Consider the following 20,393-nt stretch of genomic DNA (forward strand, 5'->3'; position numbering starts at 1 on the left):
CAACGGATAGTTCCTGGGTGGTCGCCGATCAGAGCTGGTGATATTTGCCCTTGTCGTCCCACTGATAGACCACATAGTCCGACACCTTGAGGTCGCCTTTGCCATCCCAGCCTTTTTTGCCCATCACCGTCTCGACGTCGTGGCTCTTCAGCCAGTCGCTGGCTTTGGCGTTATCGGTGCCGACGGCGTTCCAGGCGGCGGCGATAGCCTGAATAGAGGCGTAGGCGTAGAGGGTATAGCCTTCCGGCTCAAAGCCGCTGGCGCGGAACTTCTCGATCACCGCTTTGCCTTCCGGGAGAGTGCGCGGGTCCTGACCAAAGGTCATCAGCACGCCGTTGGTGAACTGCGGCCCGCCGGCGGCCGTCACCAGCTCCTCGGTGACAATACAGTCGCCGGAGAAGAATTTCGCCTGCACTCCCTGCTCGCGCATCTGGCGCACCAGCGGGCCCGCCTCAGGGTGGCAGCCGCCAAAATAGACCACGTCCGGCTTGAGGGCGCCGATCTTGGTCACCAGGGCGTTAAAGTCTTTTTCACCGCGGGAGAGGCCTTCGTACAACACTTCTTTAGTGCCCCGCTTCGCCAGCGCCGCGCGGGTGGCATCGGCCAGCCCCTGGCCATAGGTGTCTTTATCGTGGATGACGGCAATTTTCTTCGCCTTCAGCACGTCCAGCATATAGTTGGCGGCAATCGCCCCCTGCTGATCGTCGCGGCCGCACATGCGGAAGAGATCCTTCATGCCGCGCTCGGTGATCTGCGGGTTGGTGGAGCCGGGAGTAATGGTCAGAATCCCGGCTTCGTCATACACCTCGGAGGCCGGCATCGTTGAGGAAGAGCAAAAATGCCCCACCACGGCGGAGACTTTCGCTTCGTCCACCAGCCGGTTGGCCACCGCTACCGCCTGTTTCGGTTCGCACGCGTCATCCCCCTGCACCAGCACAATCTTTTCGCCTTTGATGCCGCCGGCGGCATTGATATCAGCCACCGCCTGCGAGGCCCCCTTCCAGTACTGGGCGCCGTAGGTAGCGTTGGGGCCGGTGAAGGGCCCGGCGACGCCGATCTTCACGTCAGCCTGGGCGTAAAAGGCCATGCTCATACAACCTGCTATCACAACATGAAGCGTCATTGTTTTCAGTTTCAAAGACATTCGGATATTCCTCAGCGATTTAGAGCCTGGCGTCATGGAATGACGCAGAAAATATCACTTACCGTGTGGTACCGACGCAGGCGCAGCGCCAGGACGGCCAGGGTGGAAGAAGCAAAAATCCCGCCAGGTAGAGAGATCGCGCCGGAGAGCGGACGCCCCGGTCGGTGCGCACGCGACGACAACCCGTGCCGCATCCGGCAAGGGCGCATTCCCTTTCAGGTCAGGAGATCGGTTGCCATCACGTGGCGAGCCGGACAACGCGGTATCCGTACCGGCCCGTGAGCTAAACATAGATGCAGTTAGCGGTCGCTGCGCGCCAGCGTGGTGCAAAAATGCGAATATGATCAACAGTGGTGATTATTTTGTTGCGGTAATGTGAAGATGATAACAGGAGAGCCCGTTAAGGGCTCCCCTGTGGCCCGGCGGCCGCTCAGAGCTGGCTGGTGAACGTTCGCGAGATCACATCCTGCTGCTGCTCGCGGGTTAGCGCGTTAAAGCGGACCGCATAGCCGGAGACGCGGATCGTCAGATTCGGATACTGCTCCGGATGTTCTATCGCATCGAGCAGCTTTTCCCGGTTCAGTACATTGACGTTGAGGTGCTGTCCCCCCTCCACCGTCTCCTCGTGATGGAAGTAGCCGTCCAGCAGCCCCACCAGGTTGTTTTCCTGCGCCGACGGCGCTTTGCCGAGGGCCGCCGGCACGATGGAGAAGGTGTACGAGATGCCATCTTTGGCGTAGGTAAACGGCAGTTTCGCCACCGAGGTCAGCGACGCCACCGCCCCTTTGCGGTCGCGGCCATGCATCGGATTGGCCCCCGGGGCGAACGGCGTCCCCGCCCGACGTCCGTCCGGCGTGTTGCCGGTTTTCTGCCCGTACACCACGTTGGAGGTAATGGTCAGGATCGACTGGGTCGGCACCGCCTGGCGCCAGGTGGGCAGCGCCTGGATTTTGCGCATAAAGCGCTCCACCAGGTCGCAGGCGATGGCATCGACGCGATCGTCGTTGTTGCCATATTGCGGATAATCCCCCTCAATGACAAAGTCCACCGCCAGGCCGTGATGGTCGCGCACCGGCTTCACCCGGGCGTACTTTATCGCCGACAGCGAATCCGCCGCCACCGACAGGCCGGCGATGCCGCAGGCCATCGTACGGTAGACGTCGCGGTCGTGCAGGGCCATCAGCGCCGCTTCGTAACTGTACTTATCATGCATGCAGTGGATGATGTTTAGCGCGCTGATGTACTGCACCGCCAGCCAGTCCATAAAGTGGTCGAGGCTGGCCATCACGCTGTCGTAGTCCAGCACCTCATCGCGCAGCGGCGCGGTTTTCGGCCCCACCTGGATCTTCAGTTTCTCATCCACCCCGCCGTTAATCGCGTAGAGCAGCGTTTTGGCGAGATTGGCGCGGGCGCCGAAGAACTGCATCTGCTTGCCGATCACCATCGGGCTGACGCAGCAGGCGATGGCGTAGTCGTCACTGTGAAAATCGCTGCGCATCAGATCGTCGTTCTCATACTGCAGCGACGAGGTGGCGATAGAGACCCGGGCGGCGTATTTTTTAAACGCCACCGGCAGCGCCTGCGACCAGAGCACGGTCAGGTTCGGCTCCGGCGCCGGACCCATGGTGTGCAGGGTATGCAGGTAACGGAAGGTGGTTTTACTGACCAGGGTGCGGCCATCCAGCCCCATACCGCCCAGGACTTCCGTCGCCCAGATGGGATCCCCGGAGAACAGCGAGTCAAATTCCGGGGTACGCAGGAAACGCACCATGCGGATCTTCATGATGAAGTGGTCAATCAGCTCCTGGGCCTGCTCCTCATTGAGTAAACCGGCGCGCAGATCGCGGTCAATATAGATGTCAAGGAAGGTGGCCGTCCGTCCCAGCGACATGGCGCCGCCGTTCTGCGACTTCACCGCCGCCAGGTAGGCGAAGTAGAGCCACTGCACCGCCTCCCGGGCGGTGCGCGCCGGGTGGGAGATATCGCAGCCGTAACGGGCCGCCATCTCCTGCATCTGCTGCAGCGCGCGCCGCTGTTCGGCCAGCTCTTCGCGCAGGCGCAGGGTGGACTCCAGCGCCTCGCCGCGTTCAAGGGCCGGCTGCAGGTCGGCAAACTGCAGCTCACGTTCGCGGACCAGGTAGCGAATGCCGTACAGCGCCACGCGGCGGTAATCGCCGATGATCCGTCCGCGACCGTAGCCGTCCGGCAGCCCGGTCAGCACCCCGGACTTACGGCAGCGCAGCATATCCGGGGAATAGACGTCAAATACGCCCTGATTGTGGGTCTTGCGCAGCGCCGTAAACTGATACTCAAAATCGGGGTCCATTTCGCGGCCATAGGCCTCGAAGGCGCTTTTGATCATATTGATGCCGCCAAAGGGATGCAGGGCGCGCTTCAGCGGCCGGTCCGTTTGCAGGCCGACGATCTTTTCCAGCGGCTGGTTGATATAGCCCGCCGCGTGGGCGGTGATGCTGGTGGCGACATTGGTGTCGAAATCCACCGGCGCATGGGTGACGTTCTCGACGCGGATCCCGGCCATCACCTGCTCCCAGAGGGCGGTGGTGGCCGGCGTCGCGTCGGCGAGGAAGGACTCATCGCCCTCGTAAGGGGTGTAGTTATGCTGAATAAAGTCGCGAACGTTAATCTGCGTTTGCCACGCCGTACCGCGAAAGCCCTGCCAGGCGTCGGCGTATCGTGCGTCGTGGGTGTCGATATCTACTTTCATGAACATCGTCTCTCTACAGAATAAAAAAATCAGGCCAGCGCCGCCGCGGTGTGGATCCGGCCTAAGCGGATCGCATCGAGGGCAATCATGCGCTCTTCATTGGTGGGGATAACCGCACAGCGCACCCGGCTGCCGTCGGCGGAGATCAGGCGCTCGCCGGCCGAATTAGGCTGCTGGTTGCGGGCAGCGTCCATCTCAAGGCCAAAGACCGCCAGCCGCTCGCTCACCAGCCGACGGATCAGCACCGAGTTTTCGCCAATCCCGCCGGTGAAAATAATGCCGTCGAGACGCTGCAGCGCGGCGGCGTGGCCGGCGATATGGCGGGCGATGCGATGGACGAAGGTTTTGATCGCCAGGCGGGCGCGGGCATGGCCCTCATGCCAGGCCTGCTCCAGTACCCGCAGGTCGGAGGAAAGGCCGGAGATCCCCAGCAGGCCGGAGGCGGTGTTGGCCACCCGCTCCAGGTCGCTGAGGGTCTGCCGGGTTTCCGCGGCAATCCACGCCATGGCGCCGAAGTCGACATCGCCGCTGCGGGTGCCCATCATCAGCCCCTCCAGGGGCGTCATACCCATCGAGGTGTCCACGCTGCGGCCGTTGCGCACCGCGCAGATCGAGGCGCCATTGCCCAGGTGGGCGATCACCAGGCCGCTCTCCTGCTCCGGCAACCCGAGCAGCGCCAGGGCGCGCCGGGAGACATAGCGGTGGGAGGTTCCGTGGAAGCCATAGCGGCGCACCCCGAGGTTCTGGTAATACTCCCACGGCAGGCCATAGAGAAAGGCTTCCGGGGCCAGGGTCTGGTGAAAGCTGGTATCAAAGACCGCCACCTGCATGACCCCCGGGAACAGCCGCTGCGCCGAGGCGATGCCGCTAAGGCTGGCGTAGTTATGCAGCGGGGCCAGGGACGATACCTGGCGAATATTGTCGATAACCTCCTCGCTGATAATGACCGACTCGGTGAAGAGGTCGCCGCCGTGGGCGACGCGGTGGCCAATCAGGGCCACGCTGTCGATAAGATCGCGTTGGGCTAATGCCCCGGCAATCGCCTGCAGGGCGCCTTCGTAGCCGCGCGGCGATAGCGCAACCGGCTCGCCGCCGTTGAGCGAGAGAGACGCCTGGTCCGCGTTGATGCCCTCGGCTACGCCGTTGAGCAGGCAGTCGCAGCTGGCGGCGTCCAGTACGGAAAATTTGATCGACGACGAGCCGCAGTTGATCACCAGCACTACCGGAAATTCAGTCATGTTGTACTCCGCGTGGCCTGAGCCGGATTAGAACAGTTTGTAAACGATATTGAGGATGGTCAGCAGACCAATGGCGGTCACAAAGAGGTTATCGAGACGGCCACGGTATTTGGCCAGCGAAGGCGCTTTACGAATGGCGTACATCGGCAGCAGGCACAGCAGCGAGGCGATAATCGGCGCGCCCATGGCCTCAATCAGGTCGAGGATATTGGGGTTGGCATAGGCCACCACCCAGGTCGAGCCCATGATGAACACCATGCTCAGGGTATTGAGCTTGCCGCTGGAGACCCGGGTTTTATCCCCTTTATAGCCGAAGCGCAGGATCAAACCGTTCAGCCCCTCGAGGGTGCCGAGATAGTGGCCGAAGAACGATTTGAAGATGGCCACCAGGGCGATGATCGACGCGCCATACTCCAGCAGGGAGGCAAAGGTGGATTTGGCGCCCGACATCGAGGCAAAGTGGTTCGCCAGATAGGAGAGCACCGGGATATTCTGCGCCTTGGCGTCCGCCATGTTCTGCGGCGAGAGGGTAAACAGGCAGCTGAAGGCGAAGAACATCACCACCGCCACCATCAGCATGCTGGCCCGGGAGATGATCTGCGAGCATTTGTGTTCGGTATACTCCCGGCCAAACTGCGCTTCATACTCTTCGCGTTTGGAGACCACAAACGAGGAGACGATCGGCGAGAAGTTAAAGGAGAACACCATAATGGAGATGCCCAGCCACACTGTCACCAGAATGCCGTCGTGACCGGTTAAGGCGATATCGCTGAGGTTCACCTGATCAATCACCGCGCTATTCCAGTAAGGGATCAGAGACAGGGAGATCACCACCAGGCTGGCGATAAACGGCCACACCAGATAGCTCATCACCTTGACCATCAGGTCTTTGCCAAACCAGATGACAAACGCCATCAGCAGCAGCAGGAGCAGCGCCACCACTCCGCGGTTGAGGGCCGGCATCTGCAGCTGGTTCTCCCAGAAGGTCATGAAGGTATTGGTGATCGTCACGCCATAAATCCACAGCAGCGGGCAGATGGCGAAGAAGTACAGAAAGGTGATCACCACCCCGCCGGTTTTGCCAAAATGCTCTTCCACCGTTTCGGTGATATTGCCGGAGGGGTTAGCCCCCGACAGGCACAGCCGCGCCAGCGCCCGGTGGCAATAGAAGGCGATGGGATAGGCCAGCACCAGCATCACCAGGATCGGGATCAGCCCGCCGAAGCCGGCGCGGATGGGGAAAAACAGCACCCCGGCGCCGATGGCGGTGCCAAACAGGCCCAGGGTCCAGGTGGTGTCGGATTTACGCCAGGACGAAAGGCTTGTCTGGCTGGATGCAATGCTCTCAGTCGTACTCATATCCTGTCCTCACTAATGTATTGAATTAAGCGTCAACAAAACCGGTAATTTGCGATACCCGCGAGAGATCGATATTGCCGCCGGAAATCAGGCTGACCGTTTTGCGGTTCTGGATATAGCTGTCTAATTTGCCGCTTAATAACGCGGCGCAGGCCAACGCTCCGGCCCCTTCGGTGATCACTTTATTGCGCTGAATTAAGGCGACCATGCTCTGGCGAATGTCGTCCTCACTGACGAGGACGATGTCATCCACCAGCTGGCGGGCGATTTCATAGGTCAGTTTTCCCGGGCGGGCGACATCGCAGCCATCGGCTAAGGTGCCGGCGTGGCGATGGCTGGTGATCTCTCCGGCGTACCAGGAGGCGGCCATGCCGTGAACATTCTCCGACTGCACGCCGATAATGCGGATCGTCGGGTTAATGGATTTAATCGCAATCGCGATGCCGGCAATTAAGCCCCCGCCGCCAATCGGCACAATGACATTATCCACGTCATACAGATCTTCTAATATTTCGAGACCGATAGTGCCCTGCCCGGCAATAACCTGGGGATCGTCATAGGGGGGAATAAAGATACGGCCTTCAAGTTCAACAATATCGCTGGCTTTGGCGAGGGTATCGTTAAAATTATCGCCATGCAGCACCACCTCCGCCGAATAATCGCAGGTGGCGGCGACTTTCGATTTCGGCGCCCCTTTCGGCATCACCACTTTCCCGTCAATGCCGAGCATGGCGCAGGAGAGCGAGACGCCCTGGGCGTGGTTGCCCGCTGAGCAGGCCACCACCCCTTTGCGTTTTTCCGCTGCGGTTAAGCCGCAGAGCTTATTAAAGGCGCCGCGAATTTTAAATGAACCCGTGCGCTGCATATTTTCGAATTTAAGAAATATTTCACCCTTACAGCGTTCGCTAAAATAATTCGACCGCGGCATACCCGTTTTATATATTTTTCCTGCCAGGCGTTGCTTCGCTTCGAGAATATCGTCAATGGATACCGGAAGATCGTAGGTAATATGCATTATGGCCTCTGTATCTTAATATAAAGTCAATGACCGGGCGTCATCCTGCTGACAACAGCGAGGATGGTTGTTGGATTATTTAATCAATATCAGTCAGGCAATTTCTATTGGCTGCCAGTGGCGGTTGCCCTGCCCCGATGAATACTGTTTCGCCATCTCCACCAGCGACGCCGCCGCGGTTTTCAGCCGGTAATTTTTCGACCACACCGCCGCATAGCGCGCCACCGGCAAGGCCTCTTTAATGGGGATGGTGACAAACTGGCTCGAGCCGAACGGCGTGGTCATGTCGCAGGGAATGACCGTCAAAAAATCGGCATTGAGCACCAGGTTATAGATCGTCACCACCGAATCGGTATTGACGATATTTTCACGGCGGATGCCGCTGCGCTGCAGGGTGGTCAGCAGTTCGCTGTAGTAGCCCATATTGGTCTCCGGCAGCACCCACTGCTCGTGCTGGAGCGAGGCCAGGCGGACGGTGCCGTTGCCGATCCGCGCCCGGTTCGCCACCAGCACAAACTCAGACTCAAACAGCGGCTCGACGTGCAGGTCCTGCAGCTTCATCTCATCGCTCAGCGTCCCGATGGCGAAGTCGAGGCGCCCGTCGCGGATCGCCGGCAAGAAGGCAGAGAGCTGCGCCTCATACATCGATACCCGCGCCTTAGGGAAGGTCATTTTGAACTGATGCACCATCTCCGACATAAAGGTAAACCCCACCAGCGAGGGAAAACCAAAGGAGACATCCACCACCGTGCTGTTGGTCAACGCATTCATTTCATTGACCATATTTTTCATTTCACGGGTGATCGCCTCTGACCAGTTCAGAAATACCTGCCCGGCCTCGGTGAGCGAGACGCCGGTATTTCGCCGGACGATTAATTCGCTGCCAAAATAGCTTTCCATGTCGCCAATGATTTTACTGACCGCCGGCTGTGTGAGTCCTAACGCTTTTGCTCCGGCCCCGATAGACCCGCTGCGGATCACTTCCTGGAAAACCACCAGATGCTGAGTTTTAGGCAGAGAAAAAGTATTCATCACGTCTCGCTTTCATTCCTTTGTTGACGGCGGAAAGTGTAACAAATCGCGATTAGCGGGTTATGTGAGAGCTCTCACAAAGGCTCCGCCGTGGCCGATTAGCAGGATTCTCCACCCAGAACAATCCATTTAAAATCAATGAATTAAGATTATAGTGAACGTCGTTTGCGCGTTTATTGCCGTAACCGAATGCGGGGATAAAAATAATTGATGGCGATAACATCGACGGCAAAATGGCGATAAAAAATACGCTTTTTGTACGCTATTTGACCCGCGCCGTCAGGGCGATAAAAAAGGCGAAAATTAAATTAATGCTGTAAAGAATAAAAAGCGGACGTAATCAACGCCATTATTTAACGACAAGTCGGTTTGGCATCACATTTTATCGGCGGCGGGCGGGAAAAAGGCGCAGGCATTATTTACATCAAAGAAACATTAAATTCACAATCTTGTTTTTCTTATGCGGCGGAGGGGGCGGCTTTTTCCGCCATATCGCAGGCGGTCATACTTTGATTAAAATCAACCCTGGCAATTTATCTTTTACAGCGCCTGGCAGGCAGTCATTTGTGTTGCCGATCACAAATCCATAAAACAACCTCCCGGCCTCTCTTCCACCGCAACTGATTAACCAGCTTTTCACTATGCAAATGCAAATAACGTATTTGCCCTCCCCGCAGGCGCTCTGTAGTTTGAGCCAGGATCCCGGCGCCACTTTTTCCGGGTCAGGACTTTATTATGCAGAGTGTTGAATTCCGCCATGATAAAATTAGCGCATCTTTTCAAAACCTATTCAGGCAGCGCCCAGCCGGCCATTCGCGACCTCAGTCTGGATATTGATCATGGCGAATTCTGCACTTTCGTCGGCCCGAGCGGCTGCGGAAAAACCACCATCCTGCGGATGATCAACCAGCTGGATATTCCCGACAGCGGCGACGTCTATATTCAGGGCGTCCGCCTCGCTGACGCTGATATTATCCAGGTCCGCCGCCAGATCGGCTTCGTGATGCAAAGCGCCGCGCTCTTTCCCCATCGTACCGTGGCGCAAAATATCGCCACCGTGCCGCGGCTGGCGGGCTGGAGCAAAGCGCGCATCAGCGCGCGCATTGACGAACTGGTAGCGCTGATGTCGCTCGACAGCCATCTGCTGCACCGCTATCCGCATCAGCTCTCCGGCGGCCAGCAGGGACGCGTGGCCATCGCCCGCGCCATCGCCGCCGATCCGCCGATTTTACTGATGGATGAGCCCTTCGCCGCCATCGACCCGGTGGTCCGTGAACGCCTCCAGGACGAGCTGTTGCTGTTGCAGCAGCGGCTGCAGAAAACCATTGTATTAGTGACCCACGACATCAATGAAGCGATCCGCCTCGGCGATAAAATCGCCATTTTCCAGGAAGGCGGCGTGCTGGCGCAGTTTGATACCCCCGACCGTATTCTGGCCCACCCGGCGAGCGAGTTCGTGCGCCGCTTTATCGGCCCGGAGCCCAATCTGAAACGGCTGGGTATGATTCAGGTCGGCCAGCTGCCGCGTCACGATGTCCCCCTGCTCGACGAAGCGCTGACGCCGATCGCCAGCGCCCATCCACCGCTGGCCAGCCCGCTGCGCCTGGTGCTTGACCGCCAGCGACGTCCGCTGCACTGGTTCGATCCGCAACACGGTCTCACCCTGCCGGTGGAGCGCCCGCTCGCCAGCAGCCACAGCCTGCGTTTCGCCTACAGCGCGCTGCTCGACGTGGCGACCGGCGTGCTGGTGCATGTGGATGGCGAAGGACAATACCAGGGGGCGGTGTCCCACGCCCTGCTGCAGCAGGTGCTCGACGGCGCGGTGGGGGTGAGACCTCATGATTGACTGGGGCTGGGTTATCGATAACCGCGCGATGATCGGCGATCTTCTCTGGCAGCATGCGCGGATGGTCCTGCTGGCGCTGTTTTTCGGCTCCCTGCTCACCGGCGGCCTGTTAGCCATTACCCTGCGCTGGCCCGCGACGGCGCAGCCGCTCATCACCCTCTGCGGCGTGCTGTTTACCATTCCCTCGCTGGCGCTGTTTATTTTATTGCTGCCGTTTACCGGGCTGTCGCTGACCACCTCGCTGATTGGCCTGACGCTGTACTCCCTGCTGATCCTGCTGCGCAACGTGCTGGCCGGCATGGAGAAGCTGCCGCAGGCGGCGCTGGAGTCCGCGCGGGCGCTCGGCTACACCCGCGGTTTCCGCTTCTTCGATATCGAGCTGTGGCTGCTGCTGCCCTCTCTGTTTGCCGGGCTGCGCATTGCCTCGGTGACGCTGGTCGGCCTGGTCACTGTCACCGCGCTGATCGGTCAGGGCGGGCTCGGGCAGTTGCTGATGGCGGGCTTTAATCAGGACTTTCTGACACCGATTGTCGTCAGCCTGGTCCTCAGTCTTGTACTTTCGCTGGTCTTTGACGGGCTGATTGCCCGTCTCGGCGACTGGCTAACGCCGTGGACGAAATGATGACGCTGCTTCTCGCCACCTTTCACTGGTTAACCCAGCCGGAGCACTGGCTGGGCGACGATGGCATCCTGCTGCGCCTGGGCCAACACCTTTATTACGTGCTGGTCAGCATGGCCGTTGCCTGCGCCATTGCCCTGCCGCTCGGCATCGCCCTGGGTTACTGGCGCAAAGGCGCCTTCGTGGTGATCAACCTGTTTAATCTTGGCCGCGCCATCCCTTCGTTAGGGCTGATTTTATTATGCATCATCGTTTTTGGCTTTAACGATATCCCGGTGCTGGCGGCGCTGATCGCGCTTTCTATTCCGCCCATTCTCACTAACTCCTGGGTGGGGATTTATCACGCCGACCGCCCGCTGTGCGATGCGGCCATTGCGCTGGGCATGACCCCCTGGCAAAGCCTGTGGCAGCTGCGGATCCCGCTGGCGGCGCCGCTGATCCTCGCCGGGATGCGCACCGCGCTGGTCCAGCTTATCGCCACGGCGGTAGTCGCAGCCTATGCCGGTCTGGGCGGGCTGGGACGATTTCTGATCGATGGCCTCGGGCAGCGGGATATCCCGCAGGTGATCGGCGGCTCGCTGGTGGTTTCCCTGCTGGCGATAGGCGGCGAACTGCTTTTCGCCCGCTGCGCCGGACGCCTGACCCACCGCCGAATTGCCGCGCCTTATTAGCGTGTACCTGACATTACCCTCAGCGCCTGGCGCTGATTAACCTGAAAATACAAGAGGTATTATGAAGCAATTATTTGGCAAGGCCGTCACCGCCCGTCGATTTCGTCTCTCGCTGCTGGCCGCCGGGCTCTTCAGTCTGAGCGTTAACACCTTTGCCGCCGGCGTCACCGTGGGCGGCGCCAACTTTACCGAAAGCTCCATTCTCGCCAACATCTACGCCAGCGCGCTAAAGAAAAATCATATTGAGGCCAACACCCGTCTCAACCTCGGCAACCGGGAAATTATTATTCCGGCGCTGCAGAGCGGTGAGATCGATATCGTTCCGGAATATCTTGGCGCCCTGCTCAATTTCTATAACGGTAAAACCGAGGCCACCAGCCAGCAGGACGTCAGCGCAGAGCTGGCCCAGGCCCTGCCCGCCGATTTCACCCTGCTGAACCCGGCCCCGGCCACCTCGATCACCGCCTGGGCGGTACGTGCCGAGACCGCGGAGAAATACCATCTGCGTACCCTCTCCGACCTGAAGCCCGTCGCCCCGCAACTGGTGATCGGCGGACCGCCGGAGCTGGCGGTACGCGCCCTGGGCCTGCCGGGGCTGAAGCGCGTCTATGGTCTTGAGTTCAAAGCGGTGAAATCGCTGGACATGGGTGGGCCGCTCACCCGGCTGGCGCTCAATTCGGGCAAAATCGACGTCGCGACGGTCGTCTCCACCCAGGGCAATCTGGCGAAGGAGAAATGGGTGGTCCTCGAGGATGATAAACATGAACAACCGAGTCAGAACGTGGTGCCGCTGGTGCGCAAAGCCAGTCTGACGCCGAAGATAGGCGCCGTGCTCAATGAGGTTTCCGGCAAGCTGGACAATGCCACGCTGATTGCCCTCAACCAGCAGGTGGATCTCCAGCATAAAGATCCGGCGGCCGTCGCCGAACAGTGGGTTAATGCCAACCTATCCCAACACTGACCGTCACCCCGCCACGGATGGCGTTCAGCCGCGAGTCTATACTATGTCTAACCGACACATGATCCTGAACCTCTTCTTTTATAACCCACAGGGGGATTACCGTTTCTCCTGGCGCCACCCTGACGCGCCTGAAGCGGACATATTTACCCTCGACTATTACGCCAGCCTGGCGCGTAAGGCCGAAGCGGCGACCCTGGACGCTATCTTTGTCGCCGACCATATCGCGGTGTGGGATACGGTGCCCAGCGGCCTAAGCCACTATGCTAACGCCCGGCTTGAACCTCTGACGCTGCTCTCCGCCCTCGCCGCGGTAACGGAGCATATCGGCCTGATGGCCACCGCGTCGACCTCCTATAACGAACCCTATAATCTCGCCCGGTACTTTGCCTCGCTGGATTTCCTTAGCAATGGCCGGGCAAGCTGGAATGTGGTGACGTCGTGGCTGGAAGAAGAAGCGGCAAACTTCGGTCTGGAGCAGCTTCCCCGCCACGGCACCCGCTACCAGCGGGCCAATGAATTCATCGACGTGGTCACTCGCCTGTGGGATTCCTGGGAAGATGGCGCGGCAATCTTTGATAAAGCGCGCGGAGTCTTCGCCGATGCCGACAAGGTGCATCACCTCGACTATCAGGGAGAGTACTTCCGCGTCCGCGGCCCGCTCAACGTACCTCGCCCGCCGCAGGGCCATCCGCTGCTGGTGCAGGCCGGCTCTTCGGAGGCGGGAAAAGCGCTGGCCGCCGCCTGGTCTGATATGCACTTCGTGTTTATTCATTCGGTCGCCGAGGGGCTGGCCTATCGCGAAAAGATGAACCAGCGGCTGCGCCAGCACGGGCGCGATCCGGCCCATTTCAAAATCATCGCCGGGGTCCTGCCGGTGGTGGTGAACTCCGGCGAGGAGAAGGCGGCCCGCCAGCAGCTTAACGAGCAGCTCATGAGCGACCAGATGGCTATCGATCTGCTCTCCTCTTATCTTCGAATGGATCTCAGCGCCCTGCCGCGGGACCAACCTCTGCCGCCGCTCCCCGATGAGGAGAGCTTTGACGGCATCCGTACCGCGCTGAAGCTTATCCGCCAGTACGATCCGCAGCTCACCCTGCTGGAGTTGGGGAAGTTGTTATTACAGAGTTCTGATAGCTGGCTGCTGCTGGGCAGCGCCGAGGAGATTGCCGCCACCTTAACGGAGACCTGGCAGGCGGGCGCCGCCGATGGGTTCAACCTGATGTTCCCGCTGCTGCCGGGAGACTTTGACCGCTTTATTGACCAGGTGGTGCCGCTTCTGCAGCGTAACGGCGTCATGCGCGACCGCTATCCGCCCGGCACCCTGCGTGAAAAGCTCGGTCTGCCGGCGGTGGAAAACCGCTTCACCGCCCCGACCCGCCCCGCGTTACCGCCGACGCCGTAGCTTGCCATGGCCCGCCCCGGCGCAGATCGCTGGCCGGGGCATTTTACCTACAGCTGACTGACCCCCAGCGCCGCGGCCTCATCCCGCCACGCCAGCAGTGGAGCATAGGCCTCCCGCGACATATCGCTATAGCCGCAGATCAGCAAGGCGTAGCACAGGGGGCGATAGCGCGCATCGCTCACCAGCTGCTGGAGCGCCTCGCGCAGGCTGTTCAGCGTCGCCGCCGGGGTGGCGCCGGCGGTGATCAGCGGCAGCCCTGGCGCGGCCGGGCTCCAGCCGATCGCCGCCAGGCCTGCCAGGGCCTGCGGCTGATGGCGCTGCAGCAAAGCGTAGGTCACGCAGTCGATGGCGGCGATATCGGCGTTTTCCTGTTGCAGCTCGCGCAGCGACTGCCGATGGCTGCCGCTGAACACCACCGCCGAAAAAAATCGCCCCTGCCGGGAGAGCGGCGCGACCATTTTGCGCAGCACGTTGTAGCCAGACTGCGAGTGCTCGGCATTGCACACCGCGCGGCGGCCAAAAAAGTCCGCCAGCATCCGGTGACTATCCGCTTCGCGGACCACCAGCAGGCTGCGGTAGCGGCGCCCCTCGCAACCGGGCGCGGCGTAGTGGAAGCAGCCCACCGTCTGCACCTCCGGCAGCTGGGTCACCAGCGGATAGCCACAGGTCTGGCTCAGCAACAGCCCCGGCTGGCGCCAGTGGGCCTGCAGATCCTCGGGATCGGCCGCCGGAGGGTCCCCTGTCACCCTCACGCCGCGTTCAGCCAGCAGCGACTGCACCGCCAGCCACAGGGCCTGGGTCTGTTGTCGGTGGATGGCATACATGGGAAAGGTCATACGTTCAGCCATGTTCTCCTCCCGCCTGCGCCTGTTCGCCAAAGCCTGGATGGGCGTTCACCGCCACCGCCCGGCGGCTAAAATGTCGTCGCCACTCACCGTAACCACGTACCAGGAACCCCTGATTACGCTGCAGATAAGCCGCCTGACGATGCAGATACAGCCGACGTAAAGCGTACCAGGGGACCCCTGGCAGGTCATGATGTACCGCATGGTAGTTGAGATTGAGGAACAGCACCCGCCAGGGAAGCCCGGCCTCGTTGATCACCGAGCGGGCCAGCGGGTCATCCGCGGCCCGGTGTTCGAGAAAAGAGCGCACTTTGGTCAGGGCCAGCGCCGGGTAGCTCACCGCCAGCACAAACCACAGCGGGGAAAAAACCTGCGCCGCCATCCAGGCCAGCAGACCCGTCAATAGAAACAGATGCAGGCTCCACATGGCGATGGCGCGGCGGTCGCCCGCGCGGAAAGCCCGCAGCGCGCTACGCAGGGTGTGAACGATATCCATCAGCGGCGCCAGCAGCAGACGCCCCCAGAAGGTGTTGCGCAGGTGGATAAGACGGCGCTGCCAGGCAGAGAAGCGCTGCCAGCTTTCCGCCGTCACATAGTACGACTCGGGGTCGTCCTCGGGGTGCGTCAGCAGATGGTTGCGATGGTGCGCCAGATGGCTGTCGCGGTAGACGCCGTAGGGATACCAGACCGCCAGCGGCAGCGTCCCCAGCAGCTGGTTGAACCATGCCAGCCGGGTGGGATGCCCGTGGATCAGCTCATGCTGTAAGGACATATACCAGGCGGTAAACCAGATTAGCAGCAGCGTGGCCGGAAACAGTCCCAGCGTCCGCCAGCTCGTCACGCAGGCAAACCAGCCGCCGTAAACCGTCACAATCAGCAGCCAGGTCGGCAGCTCGCTACGCCACAGCCAGCTGCGCGCCAGCTGGCGGATCAGGATGCGCTGTTGGTCATCCACATAGACAGCCGTCTTCTTTTCCGTCACTTCCCATACCTTGCCGTGTTGCCTCATTCCCTCCGAAGATGTGAGATAACACGTTAAATAACAAAGTATTTAATTTACTTAGCTTTGCCAAAAAGCGCGTTTACGTTCCGCATGACTCAGAGAATGCCGTCCACGGCGCAACGGGTCGATGGCGTGCAAATAGCGTGGGATTCTGACAGCCGTGGCATGAGTTAAGAGGAGACGTTCGCTGCGACCACCATTTGGTTATGATGGCCCATCGCCCGGCGGCGCTAAGCTTGCCGGGCCTACGGGATGAACGTCGATCCCCGGTCACTGGAGGCCGGTGTTAGCGCAGCGCCGCCCGGCAATCCACAGCAGGCAACGTACCCCCCTTTCTTGCCCGCTGGAGGCTGGCGCCTTATCCGCCTTCGCGCCGGCGTGGCCGGCGGGGCGGCGCAGAGACTACTCCTCTTCCCGCTCCGCTGGGGTCCAGGTCGGCAGGGTCCGGAAGGTGTGCAACAGCCCTTCCGACCACGCCTTGCGGATGCGGTTGAAGTAGGGATCGCTGTCGGTGATGCGATGCTGCCCGGCGCTGCTCAGGCTGCCGCTGCGGTAGAGCAGCGTATCCAGCGGCAGACCGACGGACAGATTACTGCGCAGCGTCGAGTCAATGGAGATCAACGCGCAGCACATCGCCTGCTCCAGCGGCGTATCGATGGTCAGCACCCGATCGATGATCGGCTTGCCGTATTTGCTTTCGCCAATCTGGAAATAAGGCGTGTCGCGGGTGGCTTCAATAAAGTTACCCTCCGGATAAATATGGAACAGACGATGGGTTTCACCGGCGATCTGGCCGCCAAGCAGCAGGTTGCAGTTGAAGTTGGTGTTACTGCAGTTTTGCTGGTTGCTGCTGTCGCGCTGGATCACCTCCAGCAGCGTTTTCCCGATCAGCATGGCGGCGTCGTAGAGGGAAGTTACCTGCATCAGGTTCGGCTCCTGCTGGGTACGGATCCGCGCGCTGAGCAGGCTTATCACGCTCTGGGTGGTGGCCAGGTTGCCGGCGGATTGCAGCACCAGCACCCGTTCCCCTTCCTGATGGAAAACGTGCAGCTTTTTAAAAGTGGCAATATGGTCGACGCCCGCGTTGGTGCGGGAGTCGGAAGCAAACACCAGTCCATCCGCCAGGCACATGGCCACACAGTAGGTCATTGCGGTTATTCCCGTATTATTGCTGCTGCGCCTGCTGACTGTGTTCGCGCACTTCAGCGTTGGTTAACATAATCTCCCCGCCGCCGCCCAACCGGGTGCCCCGTACCGGGCAGGCGTCGAGATAATCCAGCCCGGTCGCCAGCCGCAGATGCTGATTCAGACGACGGGTATTATTGGTGATATCAAACGACAGCCAGCGGCCGTCGAGCCACACTTCCGCCCAGGCATGCATCGCCACATGCTGGGCGTTATCGCTGTAGACATAGCCGCTGACGTAGCGCGCCGGGATATCCAGCGCCCGGCAGCAGGCGAGAAAAACATGGGTATGATCCTGGCACACTCCCTTCGCCCGGGCGAAGGCGTCGGCAGCGGAGTCCTGCACCTGGGTCGCGCCGGGGGAGTATGGCATTCTTAACAGCAGATCCGCCATCAGTTGATTCAAACTCTCTTCCGCCGCATCGGGACGATAGAGGCGCTGGGCAAACTCGCGGATCGCCGTATCGGCGCGGGTCAGCGGCGTAGAGCGCAGAAAAACCAGCGGCGACAGCAGCTCGGCCTCTTCATCACGCGTCTCTTCCCCCTCGTCGGCGATATCGACAATCCCGCTGGCGCGGATGGTGATCTCTTTGTGCGGGTTATCCAGCGTCAGCACATGCAGCACATTGCCCCAGCCGTCGGTGGTGGTCACCGCCGCGCCGTCCGGCAGGGTCAGCGTCCAGGCGGTGATGGTCTGCCGTCCGGTGCTGCGCGGCGTCAGGCGCAGATACTGGGTGGAAAACTTCACTTCTTCATCGTAGCCGTAGCGGGTGAGATGATCGATGACCAGTTTCATAAGGCCTCCAGATAGGTTTGTCTGATGCTGTCGGACAGGGCGTTAATTCTCGCCAGCAGTCCGTTAAGCGTGGTCTGCAGGTCCGCCTGCGCCAGGTCGTCACGGGTGCTGAAGCGCAGGTCAACGTTGAGCTGATGGGCGAGGCGCAGCGGCTGATAGGAGCGATCGTTGGCGATCTTCTCCAGTTCGCCCACCAGGTCGGCAATGCTGGCGCGCAGCGAACGTGGAATATCGTTACGCAGGATCAGCAGCTCCATCACCGTTTCGCGACTGACCGGCTGGCGGTAGAGGCTGTTGTATGCTTCGCGGGCGCTGACCGCATTGAGCAGGGTATCCAGCCGGTAGTATTCGCGCACCGGGTCCGGATCGTTGGTCAGCTGTTGATCCTTAATCAGCAGCAGCTGGGTGGTGGCGAACGCACGCTCGATCAGCGTGCCGATACCGATAAAGCTCAGGGCGTCGTTGCGCAGCAGCGTGCCAATCACCGCCCCGCGAAACAGATGCACCCGCTCTTTCACCCACTCGAAAAAGCCGTCGCTCCCCAGCTCGCCCAGCCCCTGCTGGCGGAGGGTTCGCAGCTCGATGCGGGTGGCATTGATGCTCTCCCACACTTCGGCCGACAGACTGCCGCGCACCGCGTGCGCGTTGTTCCACGCCATCTCCACGCAGCTGTAAATACTGCAGGGGTTGTTGCCATCGAGGGCAAAAAAGTTGAGCAGATTGCTCATGGTAAAGCGGGCGTGGCGCGCCTGAAACAGCTCGTGGGTCATCGACAAATTTAGCGGCAGCGCCAGATCCCGCGACTGCTGACTGTGGCGGGGGATCATTGATAATTTCCAGGTCACGTCCAGCACCCGGGCGTAGCTCTCCGCCCGCTCAAGATAGCGGGCCATCCAGAACAGTTCACTCGCCGTACGACTTAGCATGATGCGTCATCCTCCATCACCCAGGTATCCTTGGTTCCGCCGCCCTGCGACGAGTTGACCACCAGCGACCCTTCGGTCAGCGCCACGCGGGTCAGGCCGCCAGGCACCAGCCGCATCTCCTGCCCGGACAGCACGTAGGGGCGTAAATCGATATGCCGCGGCGACAGCCCTTCATCAACGAAGGTCGGGCAGGTCGACAGCGCGAGGGTGTCCTGGGCGATATAGTTGGCCGGATTGGCCAGCAGGCGCTGGCGGAAGGCCTCCCGCTCTTCTTGGGTGGAACGCGGGCCGACCAGCATGCCGTAGCCCCCGGCGCCATGGACCTCCTTGACCACCATCAGCTCCAGATTGCTCAGCACGTAGCGCAGGTCCTCCGCTTTCCGGCACTGCCAGGTGGGGATATTGCTGAGGATCGGCTGTTCGCCGAGGTAAAAGCGGATCATCTCCGGGACGTACGGGTAGATCGATTTGTCGTCCGCCACCCCGGTGCCGATGGCGTTGGCCAGCACCACGCCGCCGGCGCGATAAACGGACAGCAGCCCCGGTACGCCGAGCATCGAATCGGCGCGGAAGGCCAGCGGGTCGAGCCAGGCGTCATCGATGCGGCGATAAATCACATCCACCCGCCGCGGCCCCTCGGTGGTGCGCATATACACCGCGCCGTTTTTAATAAACAGGTCGGCGCTTTCCACCAGCTCGACCCCCATCTGCTGCGCCAGGAAGCTGTGCTCGAAGTAGGCGCTGTTGAAGCGACCCGGCGTCATCACCACGACGCAGGGATCATCCACCAGCGAACTTTCGCGCAGGGTCTGCAGGAGGTAGCTCGGGTAGCGCTCCACCGGCGCAATGTGATGCTGCTCGAACATCTCCGGATAGAGGCGCATCATCATCTTACGGTTTTCGAGCATGTAGGAGACACCGGACGGCGTGCGCAGATTATCCTCCAGCACGTAGTACTGACCGTCGTTATTGCGCACCATATCGACGCCGGTGATATGGGCATAGGTGTTGTTTGGCAGGTTGATGCCCTGCATGCATGGCTGATACTGCTCGTTGGCCAGCACCTGTTCGGCCGGGATCAGCCCCGCACGCAGGATATTCTGCTCATGATAGATGTCATAGAGAAAAGCGTTCAGCGCTTTCACCCGCTGGCGTATACCGCGGTCAATGCGCTGCCACTCCCCGGCGGGGATGATCCGCGGCACGCTGTCAAACGGGATCAGCCGCTCGGTCCCTTCATCCTCGCCGTAAACGTTAAAAGTGATGCCGATACGGTGAAAGAGCAGTTCCGCTTGCGCTTTTTTCTGCCGGATAGAGAATTGATCGGTGTTGCGAAACCATTGCCACCAGGCATTATAGTGCGCCCGCTGTTCACCCTGGGCGGTCAGCATCTCGTCATAATAATGCCCGTCAGGAAGCGTTATTTTTATCATGGCCGTCTCCTCCGGTTGTACTCACTTTGTGGTAATCCCGGTAAGAGATAAGCATTAATTATGCCAGGTCATCCGCCGCCGCGGCGTTGTGCAAATCGGTTCTGACCCGCCGTCTGATTGTGCAAAAAATCGCCACAATGGCCGCCTGCGCCCGCCTGCGGTTGCACCGTCGTGAGGCAGGGCGACGATTTTT

19 protein-coding genes are annotated in these 20,393 nt (G+C 60.4%); 7 read left to right on the plus strand and 12 right to left on the minus strand.

The window, feature by feature from the left end; genetic code table 11:
• Positions 1 to 28: 28 nt before the first annotated feature.
• Positions 29 to 1,087, minus strand: a complete 1,059-nt coding sequence (locus ABLU95_RS00915) for a branched-chain amino acid ABC transporter substrate-binding protein (RefSeq protein ID WP_075206763.1) — start codon at positions 1,085 to 1,087, stop codon at positions 29 to 31.
• Positions 1,088 to 1,376: 289 nt separating this feature from the next.
• On the opposite strand from ABLU95_RS00915, the gene ABLU95_RS00920 reads away from it, so the two are divergent.
• Positions 1,377 to 1,523, plus strand: a complete 147-nt coding sequence (locus ABLU95_RS00920) for a hypothetical protein (protein WP_004225356.1) — start codon at positions 1,377 to 1,379, stop codon at positions 1,521 to 1,523.
• 51 nt (positions 1,524 to 1,574) lie between these two features.
• Here the strand turns inward: ABLU95_RS00920 and pflB are convergent, their stop codons facing one another.
• The 5 genes from pflB to tdcA form a co-directional block, all read right to left on the minus strand.
• On the minus strand, positions 1,575 to 3,869 hold the full coding sequence (gene pflB / locus ABLU95_RS00925) for a formate C-acetyltransferase (RefSeq protein ID WP_348878721.1): 2,295 nt from the start codon (positions 3,867 to 3,869) through the stop codon (positions 1,575 to 1,577).
• Positions 3,870 to 3,898: 29 nt separating this feature from the next.
• Positions 3,899 to 5,107, minus strand: a complete 1,209-nt coding sequence (gene tdcD, locus ABLU95_RS00930) for a propionate kinase (RefSeq protein WP_180263535.1) — start codon at positions 5,105 to 5,107, stop codon at positions 3,899 to 3,901.
• A gap of 27 nt (positions 5,108 to 5,134) precedes the next feature.
• A complete protein-coding gene (tdcC, locus tag ABLU95_RS00935; RefSeq protein WP_348878614.1) occupies positions 5,135 to 6,466 on the minus strand; it encodes a threonine/serine transporter TdcC in 1,332 nt (443 codons plus the stop codon).
• A gap of 25 nt (positions 6,467 to 6,491) precedes the next feature.
• On the minus strand, positions 6,492 to 7,481 hold the full coding sequence (gene tdcB, locus ABLU95_RS00940) for a bifunctional threonine ammonia-lyase/L-serine ammonia-lyase TdcB (RefSeq protein WP_023290189.1): 990 nt from the start codon (positions 7,479 to 7,481) through the stop codon (positions 6,492 to 6,494).
• A 93-nt stretch (positions 7,482 to 7,574) separates the two neighbouring features.
• Entirely contained in the window at positions 7,575 to 8,513 is a 939-nt protein-coding gene (gene tdcA / locus ABLU95_RS00945) for a transcriptional regulator TdcA (protein WP_032453338.1), read from the minus strand.
• Positions 8,514 to 8,710: 197 nt separating this feature from the next.
• Between tdcA and ABLU95_RS00950 the strand changes: the two genes are divergently transcribed.
• The 6 genes from ABLU95_RS00950 (at position 8,711) to ABLU95_RS00975 (ending at position 14,012) form a co-directional block, all read left to right on the plus strand.
• Positions 8,711 to 8,833, plus strand: coding sequence for a hypothetical protein (locus tag ABLU95_RS00950; RefSeq protein ID WP_218811005.1), 123 nt, complete (start codon positions 8,711 to 8,713; stop codon positions 8,831 to 8,833).
• A gap of 437 nt (positions 8,834 to 9,270) precedes the next feature.
• Entirely contained in the window at positions 9,271 to 10,359 is a 1,089-nt protein-coding gene (locus tag ABLU95_RS00955; RefSeq protein WP_348878616.1) for an ABC transporter ATP-binding protein, read from the plus strand.
• A complete protein-coding gene (locus ABLU95_RS00960) occupies positions 10,352 to 10,981 on the plus strand; it encodes an ABC transporter permease subunit (RefSeq protein ID WP_023290192.1) in 630 nt (209 codons plus the stop codon). The genes ABLU95_RS00955 and ABLU95_RS00960 overlap by 8 nt, the downstream gene beginning before the upstream one ends.
• Positions 10,981 to 11,649, plus strand: a complete 669-nt coding sequence (locus tag ABLU95_RS00965) for an ABC transporter permease (protein WP_348878722.1) — start codon at positions 10,981 to 10,983, stop codon at positions 11,647 to 11,649. The genes ABLU95_RS00960 and ABLU95_RS00965 overlap by 1 nt, the downstream gene beginning before the upstream one ends.
• A 61-nt stretch (positions 11,650 to 11,710) precedes the next feature.
• Entirely contained in the window at positions 11,711 to 12,610 is a 900-nt protein-coding gene (locus ABLU95_RS00970) for an ABC transporter substrate-binding protein (RefSeq protein WP_241516496.1), read from the plus strand.
• A gap of 58 nt (positions 12,611 to 12,668) precedes the next feature.
• The gene (locus ABLU95_RS00975) at positions 12,669 to 14,012 is read left to right on the plus strand and encodes an LLM class flavin-dependent oxidoreductase (RefSeq protein WP_348878723.1); all 1,344 of its coding nucleotides are present in this window, start codon (positions 12,669 to 12,671) and stop codon (positions 14,010 to 14,012) included.
• Between the two features lie 47 nt (positions 14,013 to 14,059).
• On the opposite strand, the gene ABLU95_RS00980 is transcribed toward ABLU95_RS00975, so the two are convergent.
• From ABLU95_RS00980 to ABLU95_RS01005, 6 genes are all read right to left on the minus strand, one after another.
• Complete coding sequence (locus tag ABLU95_RS00980; protein ID WP_348878618.1) at positions 14,060 to 14,860, minus strand: PhnD/SsuA/transferrin family substrate-binding protein; 801 nt, start codon at positions 14,858 to 14,860, stop codon at positions 14,060 to 14,062.
• The gene (locus tag ABLU95_RS00985; protein WP_348878619.1) at positions 14,853 to 15,839 is read right to left on the minus strand and encodes a fatty acid desaturase; all 987 of its coding nucleotides are present in this window, start codon (positions 15,837 to 15,839) and stop codon (positions 14,853 to 14,855) included. The genes ABLU95_RS00980 and ABLU95_RS00985 overlap by 8 nt, the downstream gene beginning before the upstream one ends.
• 423 nt (positions 15,840 to 16,262) lie before the next feature.
• Entirely contained in the window at positions 16,263 to 17,009 is a 747-nt protein-coding gene (locus ABLU95_RS00990; RefSeq protein ID WP_032453343.1) for a proteasome-type protease, read from the minus strand.
• A 16-nt stretch (positions 17,010 to 17,025) separates the two neighbouring features.
• On the minus strand, positions 17,026 to 17,841 hold the full coding sequence (locus ABLU95_RS00995) for a transglutaminase family protein (RefSeq protein WP_032453344.1): 816 nt from the start codon (positions 17,839 to 17,841) through the stop codon (positions 17,026 to 17,028).
• A complete protein-coding gene (locus ABLU95_RS01000; protein ID WP_002910835.1) occupies positions 17,838 to 18,767 on the minus strand; it encodes an alpha-E domain-containing protein in 930 nt (309 codons plus the stop codon). Before ABLU95_RS01000 ends, ABLU95_RS00995 begins: the two co-directional genes overlap by 4 nt.
• Positions 18,761 to 20,200, minus strand: a complete 1,440-nt coding sequence (locus tag ABLU95_RS01005; RefSeq protein ID WP_101978088.1) for a circularly permuted type 2 ATP-grasp protein — start codon at positions 20,198 to 20,200, stop codon at positions 18,761 to 18,763. The genes ABLU95_RS01000 and ABLU95_RS01005 overlap by 7 nt, the downstream gene beginning before the upstream one ends.
• Positions 20,201 to 20,393 lie beyond the last annotated feature (193 nt).

The organism is Klebsiella sp. GG_Kp146 (assembly GCF_040061975.1).
Taxonomy (GTDB): Bacteria; Pseudomonadota; Gammaproteobacteria; order Enterobacterales; family Enterobacteriaceae; genus Klebsiella; species Klebsiella quasipneumoniae.